Annotated in this window: 19 protein-coding genes, 1 tRNA gene, 1 rRNA gene and 2 pseudogenes; 9 read left to right on the top strand and 14 right to left on the bottom strand. The window is 70.5% G+C overall.

Annotated elements, in window-relative coordinates; genetic code table 11:
* Positions 1-50: 50 nt before the first annotated feature.
* Both DRB96_RS34955 and DRB96_RS34960 read left to right on the top strand, forming a co-directional pair.
* The gene (locus tag DRB96_RS34955; protein ID WP_112452041.1) at positions 51-803 is read left to right on the top strand and encodes a GAF and ANTAR domain-containing protein; all 753 of its coding nucleotides are present in this window, start codon (positions 51-53) and stop codon (positions 801-803) included.
* A 48-nt stretch (positions 804-851) separates the two neighbouring features.
* Positions 852-1,583: a GAF and ANTAR domain-containing protein gene (locus tag DRB96_RS34960; protein ID WP_112452042.1), complete on the top strand. Its 732-nt coding sequence runs from the start codon at positions 852-854 to the stop codon at positions 1,581-1,583.
* Between the two features lie 41 nt (positions 1,584-1,624).
* Here DRB96_RS34960 and DRB96_RS34965 read toward each other — a convergent pair whose 3' ends face one another.
* The 3 genes from DRB96_RS34965 to DRB96_RS34975 form a co-directional block, all read right to left on the bottom strand.
* A complete protein-coding gene (locus DRB96_RS34965; RefSeq protein WP_204357894.1) occupies positions 1,625-1,954 on the bottom strand; it encodes a helix-turn-helix domain-containing protein in 330 nt (109 codons plus the stop codon).
* A gap of 230 nt (positions 1,955-2,184) precedes the next feature.
* Positions 2,185-2,538, bottom strand: coding sequence for a PRC-barrel domain-containing protein (locus DRB96_RS34970; protein ID WP_112452043.1), 354 nt, complete (start codon positions 2,536-2,538; stop codon positions 2,185-2,187).
* Positions 2,539-2,933: 395 nt separating this feature from the next.
* Entirely contained in the window at positions 2,934-3,095 is a 162-nt protein-coding gene (locus tag DRB96_RS34975; protein ID WP_112454108.1) for a hydrophobic protein, read from the bottom strand.
* A 728-nt stretch (positions 3,096-3,823) separates the two neighbouring features.
* Between DRB96_RS34975 and DRB96_RS34980 the strand changes: the two genes are divergently transcribed.
* Complete coding sequence (locus DRB96_RS34980; RefSeq protein WP_204357895.1) at positions 3,824-4,255, top strand: hypothetical protein; 432 nt, start codon at positions 3,824-3,826, stop codon at positions 4,253-4,255.
* A gap of 134 nt (positions 4,256-4,389) precedes the next feature.
* Here the strand turns inward: DRB96_RS34980 and DRB96_RS34985 are convergent, their stop codons facing one another.
* On the bottom strand, positions 4,390-4,659 hold the full coding sequence (locus DRB96_RS34985; protein WP_112452044.1) for a GlsB/YeaQ/YmgE family stress response membrane protein: 270 nt from the start codon (positions 4,657-4,659) through the stop codon (positions 4,390-4,392).
* A gap of 312 nt (positions 4,660-4,971) precedes the next feature.
* Between DRB96_RS34985 and DRB96_RS34990 the strand changes: the two are divergent.
* Together DRB96_RS34990 and DRB96_RS34995 are read left to right on the top strand one after the other, a co-directional pair.
* A pseudogene (locus DRB96_RS34990) lies at positions 4,972-5,616 on the top strand (PP2C family protein-serine/threonine phosphatase); the annotation flags it as partial.
* An 86-nt stretch (positions 5,617-5,702) separates the two neighbouring features.
* A complete protein-coding gene (locus DRB96_RS34995) occupies positions 5,703-5,936 on the top strand; it encodes an ATP-binding protein (RefSeq protein ID WP_239517799.1) in 234 nt (77 codons plus the stop codon).
* On the opposite strand, the gene DRB96_RS35000 is transcribed toward DRB96_RS34995, so the two are convergent.
* Complete coding sequence (locus DRB96_RS35000) at positions 5,914-11,412, bottom strand: HAMP domain-containing protein (RefSeq protein ID WP_204357896.1); 5,499 nt, start codon at positions 11,410-11,412, stop codon at positions 5,914-5,916. The two genes, DRB96_RS34995 and DRB96_RS35000, sit on opposite strands and share 23 nt — an antisense overlap.
* 225 nt (positions 11,413-11,637) lie before the next feature.
* On the opposite strand from DRB96_RS35000, the gene DRB96_RS35005 reads away from it, so the two are divergent.
* Positions 11,638-14,160, top strand: coding sequence for a SpoIIE family protein phosphatase (locus DRB96_RS35005; protein ID WP_112452046.1), 2,523 nt, complete (start codon positions 11,638-11,640; stop codon positions 14,158-14,160).
* Between the two features lie 31 nt (positions 14,161-14,191).
* Here DRB96_RS35005 and DRB96_RS35010 read toward each other — a convergent pair whose 3' ends face one another.
* From DRB96_RS35010 to DRB96_RS35040, 7 genes and pseudogenes are all read right to left on the bottom strand, one after another.
* Entirely contained in the window at positions 14,192-14,401 is a 210-nt protein-coding gene (locus DRB96_RS35010; protein ID WP_112452047.1) for a hypothetical protein, read from the bottom strand.
* A 171-nt stretch (positions 14,402-14,572) separates the two neighbouring features.
* Positions 14,573-14,645, bottom strand: a tRNA-Thr gene (locus DRB96_RS35015).
* Between the two features lie 5 nt (positions 14,646-14,650).
* Positions 14,651-14,768, bottom strand: a 5S ribosomal RNA gene (gene rrf, locus DRB96_RS35020).
* Between the two features lie 137 nt (positions 14,769-14,905).
* Positions 14,906-15,343: pseudogene (locus tag DRB96_RS35025) on the bottom strand (GNAT family protein); the annotation flags it as partial.
* Positions 15,344-15,475: 132 nt separating this feature from the next.
* A complete protein-coding gene (locus DRB96_RS35030; protein ID WP_112452048.1) occupies positions 15,476-17,695 on the bottom strand; it encodes an NADP-dependent isocitrate dehydrogenase in 2,220 nt (739 codons plus the stop codon).
* Positions 17,696-17,922: 227 nt separating this feature from the next.
* Positions 17,923-18,276, bottom strand: coding sequence for a DUF805 domain-containing protein (locus DRB96_RS35035; RefSeq protein ID WP_112452049.1), 354 nt, complete (start codon positions 18,274-18,276; stop codon positions 17,923-17,925).
* A 282-nt stretch (positions 18,277-18,558) separates the two neighbouring features.
* On the bottom strand, positions 18,559-19,401 hold the full coding sequence (locus DRB96_RS35040) for a chitosanase (RefSeq protein ID WP_239516560.1): 843 nt from the start codon (positions 19,399-19,401) through the stop codon (positions 18,559-18,561).
* A 269-nt stretch (positions 19,402-19,670) separates the two neighbouring features.
* Between DRB96_RS35040 and DRB96_RS46405 the strand changes: the two genes are divergently transcribed.
* Positions 19,671-20,663 (top strand): class I SAM-dependent methyltransferase, encoded by a 993-nt coding sequence (locus DRB96_RS46405; RefSeq protein ID WP_343234657.1) that lies wholly within the window; start codon positions 19,671-19,673, stop codon positions 20,661-20,663.
* Positions 20,664-20,706: 43 nt separating this feature from the next.
* Here the strand turns inward: DRB96_RS46405 and DRB96_RS35050 are convergent, their stop codons facing one another.
* Positions 20,707-21,384 (bottom strand): GNAT family protein, encoded by a 678-nt coding sequence (locus DRB96_RS35050; RefSeq protein WP_112452050.1) that lies wholly within the window; start codon positions 21,382-21,384, stop codon positions 20,707-20,709.
* 74 nt (positions 21,385-21,458) lie between these two features.
* Positions 21,459-22,541, bottom strand: coding sequence for a magnesium/cobalt transporter CorA (gene corA, locus DRB96_RS35055; protein WP_112452051.1), 1,083 nt, complete (start codon positions 22,539-22,541; stop codon positions 21,459-21,461).
* 168 nt (positions 22,542-22,709) lie between these two features.
* On the opposite strand from corA, the gene DRB96_RS35060 reads away from it, so the two are divergent.
* Both DRB96_RS35060 and DRB96_RS43375 read left to right on the top strand, forming a co-directional pair.
* Entirely contained in the window at positions 22,710-23,306 is a 597-nt protein-coding gene (locus DRB96_RS35060) for a hypothetical protein (protein WP_162688961.1), read from the top strand.
* Between the two features lie 95 nt (positions 23,307-23,401).
* A complete protein-coding gene (locus DRB96_RS43375; protein ID WP_162689118.1) occupies positions 23,402-23,698 on the top strand; it encodes a hypothetical protein in 297 nt (98 codons plus the stop codon).
* Positions 23,699-25,198 lie beyond the last annotated feature (1,500 nt).

Below are 25,198 nucleotides of genomic sequence, written 5' to 3' on the forward strand. Positions count from 1 at the left end.
AGCCGCTGGGGGACAATGCGATCCGGATACAGGTGCGGAGGTGAACTGTCGTGGGGGACCCCTCCGCCTTCCCCGACGGCGGCGGTCCGCCATTCGGCCAGGATGACCTCAAGTGGCTCTCGCAGGCCTTGGCGGATTCCCTCGCCGGAACCCCCGGCATCGATACGCCGGCCGCGCTGTGCCGGGCGTGCGTGGACCTGCTGGACGTCACCGGTGCCTCGGTGTCCCTGGGCGGGGACAGCGACGACCACACCCTGTGGTGGTCCAGCGACCCGGTCGCCGGCCAACTCGCCGAAGCCCAGTACACGCTCGGCGACGGCCCGGGCCGCATCGCCCGGGCACTGGCCGCGCCGGTACTGGCCGCGGATCTGACCGGAGGCACGGACGCGCGCCGCTGGCCCATCTTCGCCCAGCAAGCCGTCGCCCTCGGTGTGCGGGCGGTGTTCTCACTCCCCCTCGGACTGCCCGGCCTCGCGGTGGGGACCCTCGATCTCTACCGCGACCGCCCCGGCCCCCTCTCCGAGCGGGACCGCTCCTTCGCCTTCCCCGCGGCAGACGCGATCACCACCGCACTGCTCGCCCTCCAGGCCCAAGAACCCCCCGGCGACGGGGCGACATGGCTGGACGCTGCCGAACTCGACCATGACGAGGTCCACCAGGCCACCGGCATGATCATGGTCCATATCGACCGGGACATTCCCCAAGCCCTGGCACGCCTGCGAGCCCACGCCTTCACCCAAGGACAGAGCATCACCGAAGCAGCCCGTGACGTCCTTGCCGGAAGGGTCAGGTTCGATGACTAAATTGAACCCGCACGGCCGGACTGAGCAGAGAAGACGGTGAGGACGGACATGAACCGCGAACTGGAGATCACCGAGGCGTTCGTCAGCCTCACCGATACCGTCGCCGACGACGTGGACCCCCTCACGCTCCTGCGACGCCTGGTCGACCACTGCGTCAGCCTCACCGCCATGGACGCCGCAGGCGTCATGCTCGCCAACGCCCGCGGCCGCCTGCAATCGGTGGCCGTCACCGAGGACCGCGTCGAGCTCACCGAAGTGTTCCAGATCCAAGTCTCCGAAGGCCCCTGCATCGACGCTTACCGCACCGGCCACCCCATCCAAGCCGACGATCTGGCCGATGCCGGCGGTCGCTGGCCCGCCTTCACCCCGCTGGCACGCGCCGCCGGATTCGAGGCGGCCCACAGCTTCCCCCTGCAACTGCGCGGTCAAAACATCGGCGCCCTCAACCTCCTCGCCCACTCCCCCACCCCGCTCTCCCCGGGAGATGCCCGCCTCCTCCAGGCCCTCGCCCACACGGCGACGACCTCCGTCCTGACCTGGAGCCGAGAACCCCTGCGGCCCTACGACATCGTCACCCGCACCCAGGCAGCGCTCTCGACCAAAGCCGTCCTGGACATCGCCCTCGGCATGCTGGCCGCCACCGCCGAGATCAGCCCCGCCGAGGCCGCACGCCACCTGCACTCCTACGCGGCCGGCCATCGCCAACGCACCATCGACATCGCCGAAGACCTCGTGCGCCGACGCATGACCCCCCAAAGCGTCCTCACACCCGAGTCCTGAAAGCAGAGCCGGGCAGGCGCGGCCCAAGCGGAGCACGCAGCTCAGTCGTCGGCCTTCACCTGGGCGGGCGAATCAGCGAGGAGCGCGAGAAGCCCGGCGATCTCATGGCCGGCTTCAGCCGGGTGCCGGAACAAGGACCCGGAGGCCACGGCATAGTGATTTCGGCGGGCATCGTCGGCACGCACTTCGCGAGTCAGGTACTCGGCCGCTTCAAGATCCGCGACGATCGCCTGCGCGGTGCGCTCGGTGATACCGCAGGTCAGCGCGACATCTCGAAGCCGGACGCCCGGATCCCGGGAAATCGCCAGCAGCACGCGCGCGTGGCTGGTCAGGAAAGTCCACTCCGGCCGGCGACCATTCGCTGCTCCCATGCACCCCATTTTGCACCCCTCTGCCGCGGTGCGCGATTGCATGTGCTGGTTTTCATGCAATCACCGACAGGTGAGAGGCGGATACGAACAGCCGGAACAGCCGCAGGGCGAGGACGGGTCCGGCGGCCCCCATGGGAAGAAGCCCATCGGGACGGCTGCGCGGGAGACGACGGCGGGGGCGGCAACCGAGTGGTTGCCGCCCCCGCCTCGCTCATCCGGCTCCGCACGGGTCACAGACGGTGCGGGCCGTCGTAGTAGCCGCCGACCTCGCGGTGGTAGTCCGCGTCACCGAGGTGCTTGTCCTTGTCGAACTCGGGAGCGTTCTTGATCTGCCCCTTCGTCCGGTCCACGTAGATCTTCTCGTCGTTCGCGTCGATCCGGCTGATCGTGCCCGCGGGCAGCAGGACTTCCTTGCCGAAGATCCACGGACCGGTGTCGACCACGATGTAGGACGAGCCCACCTCATCCGAGTGCTTGTCGACCTTGCCGATGGAACCGTCCGTCGCCTCGACCTTGTATCCCGCCAGATCCGCACCAGCCAGACGGCCGGCGGTCTCGCGGTAACCCCAGAAATTCTCAGTCATGCGAAAAACAACTCCTCCGGTCAATGGGAGACGGAAGGGAAATGTTTTTCCCCGCCTGTCCACCTTTTCCGTACCGCGTACTCGACACTGTGTACTCGACGGAACTCGCATCCCGCCCCGACCTCCGCCTGCCCCGCTTTTTCTCCCGCACACCTCTCGGGCCAGATCCGAGACCGGGGCGGCCGTCGATCGTTGGAGGTGAGCAGGTTCCCTGCCGCTTCACGGCGACCACCCCGGCACCACCTCGACTACCCTCGATATCCATTTTCACCCGGTAACGCAAAACCGCCGGGGAATCCGCACACGGGACATGGCGGTGGCCTGCCACCCTCCGGCTGGCCGGAGGGTGGCAGGCCACCGTCACACCACACCTGATCTGCGGTCCCACAGATCAGCTACCAGCGATACCACCGGCCGCTGCCGCCCTTCGGGCGGGCAACAAATCCGATCAGCCACAGCACGAGGACCGCGATCGCGACCCACCAGAGAATCTTGATCGCGAAACCCGCACCAGCGAGAACCAGAACCAGCAGAAGAACAAGAAGCAGGGGAACCATTGTTATCAACCTCCGAGGCACCGTCTGCCCGATCACGCCCAGGCCATGCACGCAAAACTTACCTGCTTCTTATCGATGCAGGCGGGAACATGCTCCGGCCATCTCTGGCCATTCGCCACGACTTCACACCCGAATCCGACCGTCTACGAGGCGTGAACACAGGTCACGGGTCAATAATGCGACAGGCCTCATTACCCAGTGCTGTGACCGGGAAGGTTTGCCGGGCCGCGGTGATCGGTGCGGTGCCTCTCCCCCAGCTACCGCTGGGAGGGGCCCCCGGGCGGAGGGCCGCGGCTCGTACTGGACGTACCGCCGTGGTCCGACAACGCGGCGAGGTGCCGTGCCGGGCGCCGCGACCCGGTGGACCTTTCCGTCACAGCACTAGGCAGAGCAGCGGGACCGATCAGTCCGTTGCGGGCCGGGCCGGCGCAGTTGTGCCTGAGCGAAGAGAGGGGCATGTCGTCGAGGACCCGCTCGGCTTCCGCTGGGGTCGGGCAACAACGGCACTACCGCCTGGACTGGACCTCGAGGAGCCGGTGAGCCGGGCCTCGTCACCCTCCTCGCGAGAACCGGGCCACCCTCCGCCGCCCACCCAGGAGCCTCCGGGGCCGGTATCGCTTGGTCGCGCCACCTTCGGGTAGGCGCCGTCTGGATCGGCGGACTTCCGCCGGCCGAAGCTCATTCGCACGCGTCATTCGCACGCGGCAGTGCGGAGCAGGGAGCGCTCCATGATCCTCATCCTCGGCCTCATCATCCTGATCGCCGCGCTGATCCTCGCCGTGGCTGGAGTCATGGCGAATCTCGGCGGTGCTCACGAGCTCACCAACGACTTCTCCGTCTTCGGCTACCACGTCACCAGCTCCACCGGCGCCCTCTTCCTCTACGGCATCGCCGTCGGCGCGGCCGCCGTCCTGGGCCTGGCCCTCGTCCTGGCGGCGGCCCGCCGGGCCTCTCGCCGCAACCGCCTCGCACGCCACGGCGATTCCCTCACCTCGAAGAGGGAGAGCGCGGTCGTGGACCGCGAACGCGAGGACCTCATCGAGCAACGCGACGCCGCCCGCGCGCAAACCGCCCTCGGCGACCATCCCACCACCGCGGCCCGGACCACAGGCCACCGGCGCCCCACATGGCTCGGCGGGCGCCACGATCCCCGCCAGTGACCCGAGACCGCGGATTCCAGAGTGGGACTCGAACTCAAGTCGGCACGCCGGGGCGCGGCGTGTTCGGGGAGATGCGGAACGGCTCCGCCCTCGGGAGAGGGGGGAGCCGTTTCCGTGCGAAGGGGACGCGTCGGTCAGGCGTGGCGCCTGTTGCCGGTGACCAGCCGGTAGACCGCGAGGAGGATGAGGGAGCCGGCGATGGCGGCGATCCAGGTGGAGAGGTCGAAGAAGCCGTCGATGGAGTCGACGCCGAAGATGACCTTGCCGAGCCAGCCGCCGAGCAGACCGCCCGCGATGCCGATGAGGACGGTGATGATGATGCCACCCGGATCCCTGCCCGGCATCAGTGCCTTGGCGATGAGGCCCGCGAGCAGCCCTATGAGAATCCAGGCCAGAATGCCCATGATGCGTCTCCTACCTCGTTGGATAAAACCGGTGTGAGCGAGCGTCTGCGCCGTGCGGAGATTTCCAAACGCCCCGAGCCCTTGATCATTTCCCCGAGGGTCCTCCTTCGCGGGTCCAGTGCGGCTGCCGGGGCGCCGAACGAAGGGAACGGAAGATCGACTGCTGGTCCTGCCCGCCCGCGTGAGGTGTGGCCGGGGCGGGAACCGTCCACCTGGCCGACGGAGTGAACGGCCTCACCCGCTTCGCTTCCCAGCTCGCCACGGGACACGTCCCCGACGAGCCGTTCCTTCGGGCAGATGACCACGGCGGACCCCGCCTCCGACATCGCCGGAGACACCTACGACTACAGCCTCGACAACGACACCCTGCACCTGTCCATCACCGACGCCATGGGCCACGACGTCAACGCCTCCCTCATGGCCACCCTGCTGGTCAACGCCTCCCGCGGCGCCCGCCGCGCCGGATGCGACCTCGTCGAGCAAGCCCGCCAGGCCCTCCTCGACCACGGCAACCGGACCTTCGCCACCGGCCAACTACTGCGCATCGCCCTCGACGGAACGGGCGCCCGGCTCGTCAACGCGGGCCACCCCTGGCCGCTACGGCTACGCGACGGTGCGGTCGACGAGCTGGGCCTGGCCGTGGACATGCCCTTCGGTGTCCCCCATCAGGGCCCGTACCGCGTCCAAAACCTCGACCTGCGTCCGGGCGACCGCCTCCTGCTCCACACCGACGGCATGCAAGAACGCCAAGCGGCAACCGTCGACCTACCCGCGCTTCTCCGCAAGACCGCCGCCGAGCACCCGCGTGAAGTCGTACGCACCCTGGTCGCCGCGGTCACCGATGCCTACAGCGGCGAGCCGCCGAAAGACGACGCCACCGTCCTGTGCCTGGACTGGCACGGCCCCCACACCCTGGGGCGGCAGGATCTCCACGGCGTGACGGAGTGGGGTAATTAGCCATAGAACGGGCAGGTGTCATAGAGGCCCACCATGTGGAGGGAGAAACCGTGGCCCCCGCCCCCGCCCCCTGCCTTGATCAGCCCGTGCCACGCACCGGCAAGTCCACAACATCAGCACGCGACGCCACCCGCCGCTTCCTCCACCCCGCCGCAATCGCGAGGCCCCCCACTCGGCCCGGAAGCGCCGATGCGGTGCTCCTGGTCGTCGCCGAACTCGTCACGAACGCGATCCGCCACACCAGCGGGCCCTGCACCCTGCACCTGGAACTGCGCGACGATCACATCGAAATCCGCGTCACCGCATGTGCCCTTCCATGACCGACAGTAGATAGTCGGGTTCCACCGGCTTGGTCACATAGTCGGAGGCTCCGGACTCGATCGCCTTCTCCCGGTCGCCCTTCATGGCCTTCGCCGTCAGCGCGATGATCGGCAGCCCCTCGAACTGCGGCATCCGCCGGATCGCCGAGGTCGTCGCGTACCCGTCCATCTCCGGCATCATGATGTCCATCAGCACGAGCGCCACGTCGTCGTGCTGCTCCAGGACCTCGATGCCCTCCCGCCCGTTCTCCGCGTACAGCACCGCCAGGCCGTGCTGCTCCAGCACGCTGGTCAGCGCGAAGACGTTGCGCACGTCGTCGTCCACGATCAGCACCCGCTCGCCGTGGAAGTCGTACGTCCGAGGCGCCACCGGCAGCGGCTCCTCGACGGCCCACGCCTCCGCGTCGCCCTGCCCCGGCACCTCAGCCCGCAGCTGCGGCTCGCTCAAGGCCTTGCGCCGGCGCCGGAACAGCGCCGAAGACCCCTGCCCCGCCGGTTCCCCGCCGCGCGGCAGCGCAACCGGCTGCACGGGCGGTACGGGGCCCTGCTCGGCCGGGGCCGCCGGCAGCGCGGGCCGCGCCTCCTCGGCCGCCGGCCTGCGGTACAGCTCCGCGCGGGCTCCGCCCGGCGTCGGGGGCGCGTACCCCTGCGGGGGCAGCTCGCTCGGGTGCAGCGGCAGGTACAGCGTGAAGGTGGACCCGCGTCCGGGCTCGCTCGCCGCGTGGATCTCCCCGCCCAGCAGCCGGGCGATCTCCCGGCTGATGGACAGGCCGAGGCCCGTTCCGCCGTACTTGCGGCTGGTGGTGCCGTCGGCCTGCTTGAAGGCCTCGAAGATCACCAGCATCTTGCTCGCCGCGATCCCGATCCCGGTGTCGGTCACCGAGAAGGCGATCAGGTCGGCGTCCGCCTCGCGGAGCGAACCCGCCTCCAGCAGCTGCTCGCGGATCGCGATGGGCACGTCCGCCCCGGCGGGCCGGATCACCAGCTCCACCGCCCCGGTGTCGGTGAACTTCACCGCGTTCGACAGCAGGTTGCGCAGCACCTGCAGCAGCCGCTGTTCGTCGGTGTGCAGGGTCGCCGGGAGCTCCGGGGAGACCCGTACCGAGAAGTCGAGCCCCTTCTCCGCGGTGAGCGGCCGGAAGGTGGCCTCCACGTAGTCGACGAGCTGGACCAGCGCGATCCTGGTCGGCGAGACGTCCATCTTCCCGGCCTCGACCTTCGACAGGTCGAGGATGTCGTTGATCAGCTGGAGCAGGTCCGAGCCGGCCCCGTGGATGGTCTCGGCGAATTCCACCTGCTTCGGCGAGAGGTTCTCGTCCGCGTTGTCCGCGAGCAGCTTCGCCAGGATCAGCAGGGAGTTGAGCGGGGTCCGCAGCTCGTGCGACATGTTCGCCAGGAACTCGGACTTGTAGCGCATCGAGACCGCGAGCTGCTCGGCGCGCTCCTCCAGGACCTGCCGGGCCTCCTCGATCTCGGTGTTCTTCACCTCGATGTCCCGGTTCTGCTGGGCCAGCAGCTCGGCCTTCTCCTCCAGTTCGGCGTTGGCCGCCTGGAGGGCCTTCTGCCGGTTCTCCAGCTCGTCGGAGCGCTCGCGCAGCTGCTCGGTCATCTCCTGCGACTGCTTGAGCAGCATCTCCGTCTTGGAGTTGACGGAAATGGTGTTGACGCTCGTGCCGATCATCTCGGCGATCTGGCTGAGGAAGTCCTTCTGGATCTGCGTGAAGGGCTGGAAGGAGGCCAGCTCGATGACGCCGAGCACCTTCCCCTCGAAGAGCACCGGCAGCACGATCACGTGCGCCGGCGGGGCCTCGCCGAGCCCCGAGGAGATCTTCAGGTAGCCGGGCGGGGTGTTCTCGATCAGGATCGTCCGCTTCTCTTCGGCGACCGTCCCGATCAGCCCCTCCCCCGGCCGGAAGGACATGGGCATCTGGCCGCCGGCGTACGCGTAACTCCCGCGCATCCGCAGCTCGTACGAGCCATCCGCGCCCCCCTCCGTCCCGATCTCGGTGGTACCGCCGGCCGGCAGCGCCAGGAAGAACGCCCCGTGCTGCGCGGAGACCACCGGGGTCAGCTCGCTCATGATCAGCGAGGCGACGTCGTCCAGCTCGCGGCGGCCCTGCATCAGGGCGGAGATCCGGGCGAGGTTGCCCTTGAGCCAGTCCTGCTCCTTGTTGGCCAAGGTGGTGTCGCGCAGGTTGGCGATCATCGTGTTCAGGTTGTCCTGGAGGACCTGGATCTCGCCGGCCGCGTCCACGTCGATCTTGAGGTTGAGGTCGCCGCGCGTCACCGCCGTGGCGACGGCCGCGATGGCGCGCACCTGGCGGGTGAGGTTGCCGGCCATCTCGTTGACCGACTCGGTCAGGTCCCGCCAGGTCCCGTCGACGTCCCGGACCCGGGCCTGGCCGCCGAGGATCCCCTCGGTGCCCACCTCGCGGGCCACCCGCGTCACCTGGTCGGCGAAGGACGACAGCTGGTCGACCATCGTGTTGATCGTGGTCTTGAGCTCCAGGATCTCGCCGCGCGCGTCGATGTCGATCTTCTTGGTCATGTCGCCCTTGGCGATGGCGGTCGTGACCATGGCGATCTGCCGGACCTGGCCGGTGAGGTTGGAGGCCATGAAGTTCACCGAGTCGGTGAGGTCCTTCCACGTCCCGGACACCCCGGGAACGTGTGCCTGACCGCCCAGCCGGCCCTCCGTACCCACCTCGCGGGCCACGCGCGTGACCTCGTCGGCGAAGGACGACAGGGTCTTGACCATCGTGTTGACGGTGTCGGCCAGCTGCGCGACCTCGCCCCGGGCCTCGACCGTGACCGTCTTGGTCAGGTCTCCGTTGGCCACCGCCGTCGAGACCTGGGCGATCCCGCGCACCTGGGCCGTCAGATTGCCGGCCATGGTGTTGACGTTGTCGCTGAGGTCCTTCCAGATGCCGGTCACCCCGCGCACCCGGGCCTGGCCGCCGAGGATCCCCTCGGTGCCCACCTCGCGGGCCACCCGCGTCACCTGCTCGGCGAACGAGGACAGCTGGTCGACCATCGTGTTCACGGTGGTGACCAGTTCGAGGATCTCGCCCTTCGCGTCGACCGTGATCTTCTTGGAGAGGTCGCCCATGGCGACCGCGGTGGTCACCTCGGCGATGTTGCGCACCTGCGACGTCAGGTTGTTCGCCATGAAGTTGACGGACTGGGTGAGGTCCTTCCAAGTGCCGGAGACCCCCTTGACCTCGGCCTGGCCGCCCAGGATGCCCTCGGTGCCCACCTCCCGGGCCACCCGCGTCACCTGCTCCGCGAAGTTCGAGAGCTGGTCCACCATCGTGTTGAGGGTGTTCTTCAGCTCCAGGATCTCGCCCCGGGCATCGACCTCGATCTTCTGCGACAGGTCGCCGCGGGCCACCGCGGTGGCGACCTGCGCGATGTTGCGCACCTGCGAGGTCAGGTTCCCGGCCATGCCGTTCACCGAGTCCGTCAGGTCCCGCCACACGCCGGCCACACCGGGCACCTGCGCCTGGCCGCCGAGCCGGCCCTCCGTACCCACGTCCCGGGCCACCCGGGTCACCTGCTCCGCGAAGGCGGAGAGCTGGTCGACCATCGTGTTGATGGTGTTCTTCAGCTCCAGGATCTCGCCGCGCGCGTCCACGTCGATCTTCTGCGACAGGTCGCCGCGGGCCACCGCCGTGGTCACCTGGGCGATCTGGCGCACCTGGGAGGTCAGGTTCCCGGCCATGAAGTTGACGGAGTCGGTGAGTTCCTTCCAGGTGCCGGACACCCCCTCCACCCGGGCCTGGCCGCCGAGCCGGCCCTCCGTACCCACGTCCCGGGCCATCCGCGTGACCTGGTCGGCGAACGAGGACAGCTGGTCCACCATCGTGTTCACGGTGTTCTTCAGCTGGAGCATCTCGCCGGAGACGTCCACGGTGACCTTCTGCGACAGGTCGCCGTTGGCCACCGCCGTCGTCACCTGCGCGATGTTGCGGACCTGCCCGGTGAGGTTGCGGAAGGCGGTGTTCACCGAGTCGGTGAGGTCCTTCCACGTCCCGGCCGCGCCCGGCACCTGCGCCTGGCCGCCCAGCTCGCCCTCGACGCCGACCTCGCGGGCCACCCGCGTCACCTCGGCACCGAAGGACTGGAGCTGGTCCACCATCGTGTTGACGGTGTTCTTCAGCTCCAGCATCTCGCCGGCCACATCGACGGTGACCTTCTGCGAGAGGTCCCCGTTGGCCACCGCCGTCGTCACGGTCGCGATGTCCCGCACCTGCGTCGTGAGGTTGCGGAAGACCGTGTTCACCGAGTCGGTGAGGTCCTTCCACGTCCCCGCCGCGCCCGGCACCTGCGCCTGACCACCGAGGGTTCCCTTGGCCCCGACCTCGCTGGCCACGCGCGTGACCTCGTCCGCGAAGGTCCGCAGCGTCTCGGTCATCTGGTTGATCGTTTCGGCCAGCTGCGCGACCTCGCCGCGAGCGCTGACCCGCACCTTCTGCGACAGGTCGCCGTTGGCGACGGCCGTCGTGACCTGGGCGATCCCGCGCACCTGAGCCGTCAGGTTGCCCGCCATCGTGTTGACGGAGTCCGTCAGGTCCTTCCACACGCCCGCGACCCCGGGCACCTTCGCCTGGCCGCCGAGCTCACCCTCCGTACCCACCTCGCGGGCCACCCGGGTGACCTCGGACGAGAACGAGGACAGCTGGTCCACCATCGTGTTGACGGTGTTCTTCAGCTGGAGCATCTCGCCGGCCACGTGCACGGTGACCTTGCGCGACAGATCGCCCTTCGCCACCGCCGTCGTGACGAGAGCGATGTCACGCACCTGAGCGGTGAGCCGGTACGCCATCGTGTTGACGGAGTCGGTCAGATCCTTCCAGGATCCGGACATTCCACGCACCTGGGCCTGGCCGCCGAGCTTGCCCTCGGTGCCCACCTCCAGCGCCACCCGCGTCACCTCGTCGGTGAACGCGGAGAGCTGGTCGACCAGATTGTTGACCGTCCGCCCGACCTTCAGGAACTCCCCGCGCAGCGGGTGCCCGGCACCCTCCGCGGCCTGGGTCCGCAGGTCCATGCGCTGGTCGAGATCGCCCTCGGCGACCGCCGACAGCACCCGGCCCACCTCGGACACCGGCCGCGCCAGATCGTCGACCAGCTGGTTCGAGGCGTCGATCGCGGCCGCCCAGGAGCCCTCACAGGCACCCGTTTCCAGCCGTTCGCTCAGCTTTCCCTCGCGGCCCACCATCCGCCGGACCCGGGACAGCTCGCCGGTCAGGTGGAGATTGCGGTCGGCGACCTCGTTGTAGACGGCGGCGATCTCCGCCATCACGCCTTCGCCGGACACCGTCAGCCGCTTGCGGAAGTTCCCGTCCCGCATCGACACCAAGGCCGTGAGCAGCCTGTTCAGGGCCGCGGTATCGACCTCCGTCGTCCCTTCCCGCCGGGACCGTCCGCCCTTCGGGCGCGTTCCCGTACGCCGCACCGCCGCGCCAGACTCCACCGTGTCCCTCCCGAAAGGGTCGACCGCCGTTCCACCGGGCACTTTGCTCATCAGTACCCGGCTCCAAGCCTGCCCAGTGTTTCACCCCGACCGAACCCGGCCATAACACTCCGGCACCATCGCACACCGGCCGCACCCTGCGGGTGGATTCCCGGACGACGGCACCATGGCGACCGCGAAGGTAAGTAACCTGGCATCCGATGTCCACCGCGTCGAAGGAGACTAGTGATCACGGCACGGGCGGCTGCCAGTTTCGATCCACAAGGGCGTTCGGTCGCCTCTGCCCGCGCATTCGTCCGCGACACCCTCCAGGGCTGGGGTTTCGCGGACATCGTCGACGACGCCGTGGTCCTCACCAGTGAGCTCGTCACCAACGCCGTGGTCCACGCCGGCACCCGCGCCGAGGTCCTGTGCCTGCGCACCGAGGACGGCGTACGGGTCGAGGTCGCCGACCGGTACCCGGAGCGCGAGCTGCCCCTGCACCACCCCGGCGAGCGCCCGTACGCCGATCCCGACCGCGAGAGCGGCCGCGGGCTCATGCTCTGCGCCGCGCTCGCCACGCGCTGGGGCGTCGAGTACACCGGCACCCACAAACACGTGTGGTTCCGCCTCGACATGCCGGACCGTCCGGTCGGTACCCGCTCCGCGGGCCCCGTCGTCCCCGACCAGCTGCTCCCCCTCGCCGACAGCCGGGTCCGCGTCGCCGTCGTGCAGATCGACGCCACCGACACCATCTCCGGCTGGAACGAGGACGCCGAGATCGTCTTCGGCCACCCCGCCGAGAAGGCCGTCGGCCGCCCCCTCGCCGAGCTCGCCGCCTGGCCGCAGACCCCCGGCACCGGAACCGGCATCGCCGAGGCCCTGCGCCTGTCCCGCTGGGAGGGCAGCTACGGCATCCGCGGCGCCGACGGCCGCGTCATCCCCGTCTACGCCTCCCACCTGCGGGTCCGCGATGCCCACGGCGAGCCGTCCATCGTCTGCCTCCTCGTCCACGACGACGAGCGCGCCCTGCTCATGAGCCCCGTACGCGTCCCCGTCGACGGCGGCCACCTCGCCGAGTCCCGCCCCGCGGACCCCTTCGAGATCTTCATCGGCTCGCCCGCCCCCGACGACCTCGACGGACTGCTCCAGCGCACCGTGGAACGCGCCCGCGACCTCCTCGACGCCGACGCCGCCTTCCTCCTCCTCGCCACCGACGACGAGACCGAGCTCGAGGTCCGCGCCACCACCGGCCTGCCCTCCACCCGCCAGCGCTTCGCCCGGGTCCCCGTCGAGGCCGGCACCAACCGGTACGGCAGCGCCCGCATGCCCGCCGTCCACGACGACCTCGCCGTCGTCCCCGGAGCCGTCCCGCTCCTGGAGAACACCGGCATGCGCTCCGCCGTGACCGTGCCCCTCAAGGTCGAGGGCCGCCTCACCGGGTCCCTCGGCGTCGCCACCGAGGCCCCCGGCCGCTACTCCAACGACGAGGCCCTGCGCCTCCAGTTCGCCGCCGACCGCATCGCCCTCGCCGTCGAGTCCGCCCGGCTCGGCGAGCTCGAACGGCTGCGCCGCGGCTCCCTCTCCTTCCTCGTCGAAGCCTCCGACCTGCTCGCCGGCACCCTCGACCGGGACCAGACCCTGGCCCTCATGGCCCAGATGACCGTCCCCACCCTCGCCACCTGGTGCGCCGTCTACACCATCGCCGACCAGTCCTCCGACCCGTACCTCTCCTACGTCCTGCACGAGGACGAGGACCGCATCGACGGCCTCAAGGACCTGCTGTCCCACGTCAGCCCGCCCGAACCGGTCCGCGAATCCGGCGCCACCCCCTGGCCCGCGGCGACCCTCGCGGCAGGCGACGAGACGGTGGTCCTCCCCCTCCTCGCCCGCAACCGCGTCATCGGCATGCTGACCCTGGGCAAACCGTCCGAGGAGCACTTCCGCCAGGAGATCCTCGAACTCGCCGAGGACCTCTCCCGCCGCGCCGCCCTCGCCCTGGACAACGCCCGGCTCTACTCCGAGCGCACCGCCATCAGCCGCTCGCTGCAGCGCAGCCTGCTGCCGCCCGGCTCCCCCGCCATCCCCGGCATCGAGGTCGAGGTCATCTACCGGGCCGCCGGCGAGGGCAACGAGGTGGGCGGCGACTTCTACGACGTCTTCCCGATCCGCCCCGGCGTCTACGGCTTCGCCATCGGCGACGTCTGCGGTACGGGACCCGAGGCGGCCGCCGTCACCGGCCTGGCCCGCCACGCCCTGCGCCTCCTGGCCCGCGAGGGCCTCGGCGGCCCGGCCGTGCTGGAGCGCCTCAACGCGGCGATCCTCGACGAGGGCGCCCGCAGCCGCTTCCTCACCCTCCTCTACGGAGAGCTCCACCCCCAGTCCGACGGCAGCGCCCACATGAAGGTCGTCTGCGCGGGCCACCCGCTCCCCTTGCGCCTGCGCCCGAACGGCGAGGTGCTCCCGGCCGCTGACCCGCAGCCGCTCCTCGGCGTGATCGAGGACCTGGACCTGTACGAACAGACGCTCACCCTGGACCCGGGCGACGTCCTGCTCTGCGTCACGGACGGAGTCACCGAACGCCGGGAGGGCACCCGCATGCTCGGCGACGACGGCCTCGCCGAGGTCCTGACCACTTGTACGGGCCTCACCGCCGGCGCCGTCGCCTCCCGCGTCCTGCGCGCCGTGGAACGCTTCGCCGCCGAACCGGCCTCGGACGACATGGCCATCCTGGCTTTCCGCATTCCCGAACAGCGCCACGGCGACTGAGCACCCCACGGTGCCCTGACCGCTTGACCGGCTACCGCCGGGGCCGCACCACAAGGATCATGAACGACGGGGCCGCCATCTCGCCCCGGGGCCCACAGCCCTCGTCGACGATCACATCGCTGTCGGCCGGGCAGGGGGAGGGGAAGGCGTCACGTTCGGTCTCCCGGTCCCCCGAGTACGCGGAGTCGTCCCTGGCCTTCACGACCAGGCGGACGAGGCGTTGGATCCTGTCGGTGCTCATGAGAGGTCCTTCCACTGGTCAGGGGGCTCGGACAGCGGATGAAGCCGTCATCCGTGCTTCCATTGCGCCCCGAGCGGCAGCCCTGGTCACGACCCGAGAACTCGGGACTTGACAAGAAGGTCCTGTAACGCAAAAAAAGGCCCCCGCCAAGAGGCGGGGGCCTTTTTGATGAGCCCTTTAACGGAATCGAACCGTTGACCTTCTCCTTACCATGGAGACGCTCTACCGACTGAGCTAAAAGGGCGGGTTGTTCGGCGGCGTCCTACTCTCCCACAGGGTCCCCCCTGCAGTACCATCGGCGCTGAAAGGCTTAGCTTCCGGGTTCGGAATGTAAACCGGGCGTTTCCCTAACGCTATGACCACCGAAACACTATTATACACAGAGTAGAGCGTCGTCAGCTTCGGAGGAGTATGAGAGGCAGACTCCTCGGCGCGCAGGCCCATCACGACCTCGTCCAGGAACTCCCCGCACACCCAGGCCGCCCCGCGCAGGGTCCCCTCCAGGGTGAACCCGGCCGCGCTCGCCGCACGGATCATGGCGGCGTTGTCGGCGAGGGTGTCCACCTGGAGCCGGTGCAGCCCGCGCACGGAGAACCCGTAGCGGCACAGCAGCCGCACGACCTCCGCGCCCAGCCCGCGCCCGCGGCTGCCGGGGCGCAGGGAGATGCCCAGGTGCGCGGAGCGGTTGTGCGGGTCGACGGCCCAGAGCAGGGCCTCGCCCGCCAGTTCGCCGGTGGCCCGCTCCACGACGGAGAAGACGGCGACGTCGTCGGAGGGCTCGCGCGGCTCGTACGGCGAGTGCCCGCTCGCCGCGCCCACCGGCCGCCACGGCCGGGTGTCGCCGCGCGAACGCGTCAGGACGTCCTCGTACAGCTCGGCGTGGAGCACGGCCACGTCATCCGCGTGCCGGGCGCGCAGCCCGGCCAGTTCTCCCTGGATCATGGGGACTTACTAGCCTCCGGCGGGCCCCGTCCACAACAGGGTTTCCCGGTCCACATGCGTGAACGGGTCCGCCCCGGCCGGCGACTGCCGGCCGGGGCGGACCCGTTCGAGCGGTGGAGCCTTCCGGCGGTGTCAGCCGAGGATCGCGAGCGCCTGGTTCAGCGTCGCGGACGGCCGCATGATCGCCGCGGCCTTGGCGGCGTCGGGCTGGTAGTAGCCGCCGATGTCGGCCGGGGAGCCCTGGACGGCGATGAGCTCGCCGACGATCTTCTCCTCGGACTCGGCCAGCGTCTTGGCCAGCGGGTCGAACGCGGCGGCCAGCTTCGGGTCGTCCGTCTGGCGCGACAGCTCCTGCGCCCAGTACAGGGCGAGGTAGAAGTGGCTGCCGCGGTTGTCGATGCCGCCGAGCTTGCGGCTCGGCGACTTGTCCTCGCCGAGGAAGCTGCCGGTCGCACGGTCCAGCGTGTCCGCGAGGACCTGGGCGCGGGCGTTGCCGGTGGTGGTGGCGAGGTGCTCGAAGGAGACGGCCAGCGCGAGGAACTCGCCGAGCGAGTCCCAGCGCAGGTAGTTCTCCTTGACGAGCTGCTGCACGTGCTTCGGGGCGGAGCCGCCGGCGCCGGTCTCGAAGAGGCCGCCGCCGTTCATCAGCGGGACGACCGAGAGCATCTTGGCACTGGTGCCCAGCTCCAGGATCGGGAAGAGGTCGGTCAGGTAGTCGCGCAGCACGTTGCCGGTCACCGAGATGGTGTCCTCGCCGCGGCGGATGCGCTCCAGGGAGTACGCGGTGGCCTCGACCGGGGACAGGATCTTGATGGTCAGACCCTCGGTGTCGTGCTCGGCGAGGTACGTCTTGACCTTGGTGATCAGCTGCGCGTCGTGCGCGCGGCCCGCGTCGAGCCAGAAGACGGCCGGGACGCCGGTGGCGCGGGCGCGGGTGACGGCGAGCTTGACCCAGTCCTGGATCGGCGCGTCCTTGGTCTGGCAGGCGCGGAAGATGTCGCCGGCGGCGACCTCCTGCTCCAGGACCGTGGCGCCCGAGGCGTCGACGACGCGGACGGTGCCGGCGGCGGCCAGCTCGAAGGTCTTGTCGTGGCTGCCGTACTCCTCGGCCTTCTGGGCCATGAGGCCGACGTTCGGCACCGAGCCCATCGTGGACGGGTCGTACGCGCCGTGCTTGCGGCAGTCGTCGATGACGGCCTGGTAGACGCCGGCGTAGCTGCTGTCCGGGAGGACGGCGAGGGTGTCGGCCTCGGCGCCGTCCGGGCCCCACATGTGGCCGGAGGTGCGGATCATGGCCGGCATCGAGGCGTCGACGATGACGTCGGACGGGACGTGCAGGTTGGTGATGCCCTTGTCCGAGTCGACCATCGCGAGGGCCGGGCCCTCGGCGATCTCGGCGTCGAAGGAGGCCTTGATCGCGTCGGCGTCGGGCAGCGCGCCCAGGCCGTTCAGGATGGTGCCGAGGCCGTCGTTCGGGGACAGGCCGGCGGCGGCCAGGGTCTCGCCGTAGCGGGCGAAGGTCTTCGGGAAGAAGGCTCGGACCACGTGGCCGAAGACGATCGGGTCGGAGACCTTCATCATCGTGGCCTTGAGGTGCACGGAGAACAGGACGCCCTCGGCCTTGGCACGCTCGATCTGGTCGTTCAGGAAGGTGCGCAGCGCGTCGACGTGCAGGACGGACGCGTCCACCACCTCGCCGGCGAGGACCGGTACGGAGTCGCGCAGCACCGTGACGGCGCCGTCGGCGTCGACGTGCTCGATGCGCAGCGTGCCGGCCTCGGCGATCACGACGGACTTCTCGGTGGAGCGGAAGTCGTCGGCGCCCATGGTGGCGACGTTCGTCTTCGACTCGGGGACCCAGGCGCCCATGCGGTGCGGGTGCGCCTTGGCGTAGTTCTTGACCGAGGCGGGGGCGCGGCGGTCGGAGTTGCCCTCGCGCAGGACCGGGTTGACGGCGCTGCCCTTGATCTTGTCGTAGCGGGCGCGGTTCTCGCGCTCCTCGTCGCTCTTCGGGTCGTCCGGGTAGTCCGGGAGCGCGTAGCCCTGGCCCTGGAGCTCGGCGACCGCGGCCTTCAGCTGCGGGATCGAGGCCGAGACGTTCGGCAGCTTGATGATGTTGGCCTCGGGGGTCTTCGCCAGTTCACCGAGCTCGGCGAGGGCGTCCGCGATCCGCTGGCCCTCTTCCAGGTACTCGGGGAAGCTGGCGATGATCCGGCCTGCCAGGGAGATGTCACGGGTCTCGACATTCACACCGGCCGTCGACGCGTACGCCTGGATCACAGGCAGGAAGGAATACGTCGCGAGGGCCGGGGCCTCGTCAGTGTGCGTGTAGATGATGGTCGAGTCAGTCACCGGATGCTCCGCTCCACAGTCTGCGTCTCTCGTCTGCAACATTGCTCGACATCAAGATATCTCGTGAACGGGCCGGTCTGGACAGCCCCCGGCGCAAGCGCGTGCGAGACGCACGTCACGCACGGTGCCCGGCGTCGGGGCGGGGGGACCGCCCAAACGCCGAAAACGTCGCCACCGACTGTTTCCAGCCAGTGGCGACGCTCAGGCACTACGGGTTACGAACCTGCTCAGGCGTGGACGGCCTTGGGGCTCGGGCCGTACTGGTTCGGGTTCGGCTGGCCCTCGGTGGCCATCAGGACGATCGCCCAGATGAAGCCGACGAGCGGAATGAGGCCGACGAGGACCCACCAGCCGGACTTGCCCTGGTCGTGCAGGCGGCGGACGGCGAGTCCGAGGTTCGGCAGGAAGGTCGCCAGCGCGTAGAGCGAGTAGAGCAGCGGCGACGTGCCGATGACCGCGTCGAGGATGGCGACGACGATCAGCGCGGCCAGGTTGAAGAGGAAGAACATCCAGAACTCCTGGCGGCGCGCGCGGCCGGAGAAGTCGACGTACTTCTTCAGAACGTCGGTGTAGTAGTGCATGAGTCCCCCCAGAGGACGGTTCGTCGGCCCGTCCAGATGGACCCGGCCGGGGCAGAACTTATGCCCCGCTTACGGCCTGGTCAAGCCAGTTGGCGAGGGACCAGAATGGTTACTTTTCATCTCTCCGCGTCCTAAACACATCAGTACCGGGCGCAACTTGAGACCCACCGGTCCGCTTCGGTCACCGAATGTGACAATTCGGCCGGTGAATTTCTCGCAACGACGGCCCGGGTCGGGGAGGAGCGCGCCCCCGGGCCGCCGTCGCTCGTCACGCGGGACCGGTCAGCCGATGTGGAACGGGTCCCCGTAGACCTTCCAGTCGAGCGGGGTGTTGAGGTTCAGGTTGCCCTTCTTGACCCACACGCGCTGCGCGGTGTCCACGCGGCTGGTGTCGCTGTGCGCCTCCTCCTGCTTCATCGCCCAGACGCGGGCGTCGAGGAAGGCGTTGAGCCACGTGGTCTCGTTGCCGCCCTGGGCCGGGGGCTTGGCCTTGGAGAGGGCGCGCTTGCGGATGTTGCGGAAGCTGGTGGAGTCGGTGCCGTCGCCGTGCATGACGATGGCGTCGTAGTAGATGAACTGGCCGAGCACGCCGACCCCGTCGGACTTGCCCTGGTTCACGGACGGGTTGAAGTAGACGCGGTCGCGCTCGTGGTCCTGGGCCTTCTTGAAGTCGGCGTCGGAGGCCGCCTTGACCCAGTCCTTGGTGAAGTTGGGGTCGAGGCCGGAATGCGAGTCGCTGCCGTCGACCCTCCTGAGGGCCGGGAGGTACTTGGCGAGCACGTTGCCGGGCTTGACCTTCGTGTAGTACTCGACGAGTTCGAGCATGTCGTGGGTGCCGGAACAGAAGCCGATGATGCCGGCCGTGTAGCCGCGGCCGTCGTCTATGTCCTCGATGTACTTGTACTGCGCCTTCCAGTTCAGCGAGGAGTTCTCGGCGCTGGAGACGATCTGCATGGCGATGTCCTTCTTCACCGGATCGTCGAGTCCGACGGCGGCGGCCGCCGACACCCGCGCGGTGGGGGCCGCGTCGGGAGCCGTGGTCGCGTGGGCGGTGACGGGCGCCGCGAGAAGGGCAGTGCCGAGCAGGGCACTGATGGCCAGTCGCTTGCGGTGGGGGGTGAACACAAGGCCTCCATAAGGCAGTTGATGCTCGGGCGACTTCGTTAGGAAACTTTACTACCAGATCTCTCGCCACCTCAAGACCTCGGAACCGACTGCTTGCGCGAGGGCCGCGGGACAGCGGGCCTTGGAGCTTTGACCAGCACGGACACCCGTCGGAGGGCTCGATTCCGTACCGGGGACCAGTCCCGGGGGCGACGGCGCCTTGGTTGACCGGGCGCACCCCGCGGAGTCCGGCCCGGTGCGTGCGGCTCTCTCGCCGGACCGTCCGCGGAGTGGGGGGGGGGAGCTCCCGCGCGGCGACCAGCGGTGTTCGGCGCGCGGGCCCCTGGCGGACCGCCGCCGACGACCCGCTCCCGGCCACCCTCGCCGGCATCGACGCACTGATCCTCGCCCCGACCGCGACTCCCGCGGCCCTCCCCCTCATCGGCCCGGCGCTCGCCGCCGAAGTCCCCGTCCTCGCGCTCGGCGACGGAGCCCGGCTCCTCGCGCGGGCCGCGGGCCCCGACCGCGGCGGGTCCGGGGCCGCCGACCCGCTGCTCGGCGGCGCCGACCCGCTGCTCGGCGGCGCCGGCGCGCCGCACGGATTCCGCGTGGGCGCCAGCGCGTGGGGGCTGCCCGACCCGGACGAGGCCGGCTGCGAGGTGCTGCGCCGCTTCGCCGAGCTGGTCGCCGGGCGCGCCGAAACCACCGCCACCCGTGCCTTCTTCACGCCCAGGGCGGCCGCCTGGGAGGAGCGGTTCGCCTACCAGACCCCCGCGTACGAGGCCGCGGTCGCCCGGATGCGGCTGCGCCCCGGGCAGCGCGCGCTCGACCTGGGCTGCGGCAGCGGCCGCGCCCTGCCCGCGCTGCGCGAACTGGTCGGGCCGTCCGGCACCGTCATCGGCGTCGACCTCACGCACGCCATGCTCACGGCCGCCGCCCGCGCGGGCCGGGGCGGCCCGGCCCGGCTGCTGCTCGCCGACTGCGGACGGCTCCCGCTCGCCGCCGGGGCCGTCCACGGGATCTTCGCCGCCGGTCTCCTGGACCACCTGCCGCGTCCGGACGGAGCCCTGCGCGAATGGGCCCGGGTCACCGCGCCCGGCGGGGAGCTCCTGCTCTTCCACCCGTCCGGCCGCGCCGAACGCGCGGCCCGGCACGGCCGCGCGGTGAGCCCCGAAGACCCCCTGGCCGAGCCGAACCTCCGCCCGGCCCTCGAAGCGGCGGGCTGGCACCTGGCCGCGTACGAGGACGCCGCCACGCACTTCCTGGCCCGGGCGCGGCGGTAGTCCGCGGTCCCGCCCGGAGCGGCCCGCCTCCCGAAGGCCCGGGTCAGGCGGTGACGGTGCGCCCGGCGCCGGTGCCCGTGCCGGTGGTGCCGATCCCGGTCGTGCCGGCGCCGGTGGTGCGGCCCGCTTCCAGGCGGGCCTCCAGGCCCCGCTTCGCCTCGGGCCACTCCGGGCGGGTGATGCTGTACACCGCCGTGTCCCGGATCCAGCCGTCCCGCATGACCATGTGGTGGCGCAGTACGCCCTCGTGGGTGGCACCGAGCCGGGTGATCGCGGCCCGCGACTTCGCGTTGCGCACGTCCGTCAGCAGCTCGACGCGGTTCATCCCCATCGACTCGAAGGCGTGCGTCAGCATCAGCAGCTTCGCCTCCGTGTTCGCGCCGCTGCGCTGCCAGGACTCCGCGAGGAAGGTCCAGCCGATCTCGAGGCGCCGGTTCGCGGTGTTGATCACCATCAGCCGGGTCGAGCCGAGGACCCGCCCCGTCGCCGCCTCCACCGTCGCGTACGGGATCTGCGTGCCCTCCCCGCGCGCCGCGACCGCGTCCTCGATGAAGCCCCGTACGTCGTCCGGGTGCGGGACGGTCGTCACCGCGAGCTCCCACAGACTGCCGTCGCGGACCGCCTCGCAGAGCCCGTCGTGGTGGCGGAGCTCCAGCGGTTCGAGCCGTATCCGGTCCCCGACCAGCTCCCCCGCCACCCCGCCCGTGGTCCCCTGCCCCATGCCTGACCTGCCCGTTCGTCGTCATCGCGCGCCAATAGCGGGACCCTACCCGGCATCGGCGGGGCGGCTCGCGCTCAGAGCCAGCCGTTGCGCCGGAATCCCCGGTGGATCACGAAGCAGGCGACGGCCATCACGCCGATGACGAAGGGGTACCCGTAAGTCCAGTGCAGTTCCGGCATGTTGTCGAAGTTCATGCCGTACACCCCGCAGACCATCGTCGGGACGGCGACGATGGCCGCCCATGCGGTGATCTTGCGCATGTCCTCGTTCTGGGCGACGGTCACCTGCGCGAGATGGGCCTGGAGGATGGAGTCGAGGAGGGCGTCGTACGCGCCGATCTGGTCGGTGGCGCGGGTGAGGTGGTCGGCGACGTCGCGGAAGTAGGTGCGCATCTCCGGCGGGATGACCGGTATCGGCAGCGTGCTCAGCTGCTGGAGCGGCCGGCTCAGCGGGGCCACCGCCCGCCGCAGTTCCAGCAGTTCGCGCTTGAGCTGGTAGATCCGGCCCGCGTCGCCGCGCCCGCCGTGCTCGCTGAACACCATGGTCTCGACGGCGTCTATGTCGTTCTGCACGGCGTCCGTGACGGCCACGTACTCGTCGACCACGTGGTCGGCGATCGCGTGCAGGACGGCGACCGGCCCCTTGGCGAGGTGGTCGGGGGTGGCTTCCAGCTCCTCGCGGACCGATCCGAGGGTGCCGCGGCCCCCGTGCCGGATGGTGATGACGAAGTCGGCGCCGGCGAAGGCCATGAGCTCGCCGCCCTCGACGACATCGCTGGTGGCGGTCAGCTCCTCGTGCTCCACGTAGCGCACGGTCTTGAGCACCGCGAAGAGGGTCTCGTCGTAGCGCTCGATCTTGGGCCGCTGGTGCGCGTGGACCGCGTCCTCGACGGCGAGCGGATGCAGGCCGAACAGCTCGGCGAGTCCGGCGAGCTCGGTCTGCGAGGGCTCGTGGAGGCCGATCCAGACGAAGCCGTCGCCCGTCTTGCGGACCAGGCGCAGCGCCTCGGCGGCGTCGGCGCAGCCGTCCTGGCGCACGCCGTTCCGGTAGACGATGCAGTTGACGACGGCGCTGCCGAGCGGAGAGCGCGCCGGGTGGCTGAGGTCGACGGTGCGCCGGTAGCCGCGGCGCACGGCCCGGCGCAGGTTGCTGAACATGGACAACGACGTACTCCCCTTCGGCGGATCAGCGGCCAGTGTGCCACCGGACCGGCCGCGGCCCGGCCGTGGGCCGGTGGCGGGTCGGCGCGGGTATGCGCGGGTCGGCGCCGGCCGGTCCGCGGAAACGTTTGTGCGGTCCGTGGGCCCGGCCCCTATGCTGCCGCGGTGACCACACCGCCCGGCAGACCCGTGCCCCGCCGCACCGCCCGTGAACGGCGTGCGCTGATCGCGTTCGTCGCGATCTCCATGCTCATCGTCGCCGGCCTGTCCCTCGCGGCGTGGAAGCACTGGCAGCGCACCCACCCGGGCGACTTCGGCGCCGAGCCCCACCACTGCGAGCTGGTGACGCCGGAGACCGTCCACCGGCTGGTGCCCACGTCCTACGGCGGCCGCGAGGGCCGGGGCTCGTGCAGCTGGTCCGCCCCGCGCGAGGAGAGCCCGACCCGGGCAGGGATCTTCCTGCAGTCCTCCGTCCTCACCGAGGACCTCGCCGCAGAGGATCTCCGCGAGGAGCGCGGGAAGACCCTGGGCTGGGAGAAGACCTCCCCCGAGGACGTCACGGCCATCGGCGACGAGGCGTTCGTCCGCTCGCGGACGGAGAACCCCGAACGCCCCGCCGCGGCGCAGGTCTGCTTCCGGCTCAGCAACATGGTCGTCCGCGTCACCTACACCCGTGCCGACACCGACCGCGAGGCCGCGCGCGCCGGAGCCGTCGACGCGGCGCGCGAGGCCGCCGACCATCTCAGGGCTTCCGTGCGCTGAGGCCGGGGGGCGCCGGGGGCCGGCGCCCCGGGCGGCTGCGCGAAGGGCCCCCCGGAGCCGGCCCCTGCGGGCCGGGCGGGGGGTTCGCCGACGCCTTGGCCTTCGACGGGCAGCTGCTCAGCGGGTTCCCCGAGCCGGGGCCGCGCCGCATCCGGGCCGTCTCCTTCGTCGAGACCTTCGCCGGCGACGCGGTGGGCGAGCGGTACGTCGCCGAACACCTGGCCCCGGGCACCGTGGCGGCCGTGCGCGAGCTGGCCGGGGAGCTCCCTCCTGCTCGGTCAGCCCGCGAACCCGGACCGGTTGCGCCATCCCGCCTCCCCACGCTGATTGGAGAACTCCTTTCCAACCAGCACCACGAGCAACCCGGCGAACCTTCCCGGTCACAGCACTAGGCACCGCGCTCTACGGGCTCTACCAGGTCACGCACGACGTGGACCACCTGCTGGCGTCCGTCACGGCCCACGAGCACGCCGTCCGTCTGGCCCGCCCGGACGACAAGGCCTCCCCTCTGGACAACCTCGGTGCCTCCCTGCACGGACTGGCGCTGGCCCGGCGCGAACCGGACGCGTTGTGGCGCTCCCTGGGCTGCTTCGCGCAAGCGGCGAGCCTGCATCCCGCCGGTCCGCGCCGCCGGGCGGTCACCGAGAAGATCTGGCGCACCCTCGAGATCGTCCCTGAGGTGTGCGAGCGGCTCGAGGACATGGACCGGGCCGTCGCCGAGGGGCGCACCCTCATCCGCACCGCCGACCTGGGCGATCCTCGCCACCCCATCCACCTGAGCATTTTCGCGGGGCTGCTCTACGAGCGCTTCATCGTCGGCGAGGCCGACGACCAGGGACACCTCGACGAGGCCGTGGACCGGCTGCGCGACGCGCTGCCGCTCCTGCCGGCGGAGCACCCGGATCACGCGGGCCTGGTCTCCAATCTGGGAGTGGTCCTGCGGGCCCGTGCCGACAGCGGCGGTCACCCGGGCGACCTCGAGGAGGCGACAGCGCTCGTGGCCGCCGCAGCCGCCACGCAGCCGGACGACCCCACGATCCGGAGGAACCTGCGGCGCTTCCTCACCGAGCAGAGCGCCCGGCCGGAACCCGGTCCGGACACGGACCCGCTGATCATCCGGCTACGGCGGGTGACAGCGCTGTTGCACTCCCACGGTGAGCAGCGCTTCCCCCTGCTCCTCACCACGGCGGTACGACTCGCGGCAGAGGCTGTGGAGAGTACGCCGCCCACCCACCCCTCCTACACCGCACTCCACGGGCTCGTGGCCGAGGCCTACAGCAGGAGCGCCGAAGACACCGGCAACCCCGCGCACTTGGACGAAGCCCTGCGCTGGGCCCGACTGGGGCTGGAGGCCGCGGACCCCGACGCCACCGCGAGTGCCGCGGGCACCCTCGGCATGCTCCTTCGCCTGCGGTTCGAGCAACGGGGGGACCCGGCCGACATCCACGAGGCCGTCCGCCTCCTGGAGGCCGCCGAAGTGCCCGGTGTGCCGGCGATGCACGAAGTGATCCGGCTCAACCGCCTGGGGATCGCCTTGCTCCGGCGCCACGACCACAGCCATGACCTTGCGGACCTGCGGACGGCCGCCGAAGTCCTGGATCGGGCCCTGGGGCTGGTACCAGGTGACGGGGAAGCCCTCCCCTCGGTGCTGGCCAACCTGTCGGCGGCGCGCATGGGCCTCTTCAGGCGCACCGGCGTACTCGCCGAACTGGAGGTCGCGGTAGGCCACTTGCGGCACTGCGTGGAGCTGACCCCGCCCACTGACCACCATGCCGCAACCAGGTGGGACAACCTCGCGGGCGCACTTGATGACCTGTACGGGCAGGAAGGCACTCCCGAGCTGTTGGAAGAGGCGGTCACCTTCGCCCGGCGCGCCGTCGGATGGACCCCGC

Origin of the sequence: Streptomyces sp. ICC1 (genome assembly GCF_003287935.1) — a bacterium.
Taxonomy (GTDB): Bacteria; Actinomycetota; Actinomycetes; order Streptomycetales; family Streptomycetaceae; genus Streptomyces; species Streptomyces tritrimontium.

Excerpts from the sequence above, each read along its gene's own strand:
- DRB96_RS34960 (WP_112452042.1), top strand. The coding sequence starts at position 852 with ATGAACCGCGAACTGGAGATCACCGAGGCGTTCGTCAGCCTCACCGAT.
- DRB96_RS34965 (WP_204357894.1), bottom strand. The coding sequence starts at position 1,954 with ATGGGAGCAGCGAATGGTCGCCGGCCGGAGTGGACTTTCCTGACCAGC.
- DRB96_RS34970 (WP_112452043.1), bottom strand. The coding sequence starts at position 2,538 with ATGACTGAGAATTTCTGGGGTTACCGCGAGACCGCCGGCCGTCTGGCT.
- DRB96_RS34975 (WP_112454108.1), bottom strand. The coding sequence starts at position 3,095 with ATGGTTCCCCTGCTTCTTGTTCTTCTGCTGGTTCTGGTTCTCGCTGGT.
- DRB96_RS34980 (WP_204357895.1), top strand. The coding sequence starts at position 3,824 with ATGATCCTCATCCTCGGCCTCATCATCCTGATCGCCGCGCTGATCCTC.
- DRB96_RS34985 (WP_112452044.1), bottom strand. The coding sequence starts at position 4,659 with ATGGGCATTCTGGCCTGGATTCTCATAGGGCTGCTCGCGGGCCTCATC.
- DRB96_RS35010 (WP_112452047.1), bottom strand. The coding sequence starts at position 14,401 with ATGAGCACCGACAGGATCCAACGCCTCGTCCGCCTGGTCGTGAAGGCC.
- DRB96_RS35035 (WP_112452049.1), bottom strand. The coding sequence starts at position 18,276 with ATGCACTACTACACCGACGTTCTGAAGAAGTACGTCGACTTCTCCGGC.
- DRB96_RS35050 (WP_112452050.1), bottom strand. The coding sequence starts at position 21,384 with ATGGGGCAGGGGACCACGGGCGGGGTGGCGGGGGAGCTGGTCGGGGAC.
- corA (WP_112452051.1), bottom strand. The coding sequence starts at position 22,541 with ATGTTCAGCAACCTGCGCCGGGCCGTGCGCCGCGGCTACCGGCGCACC.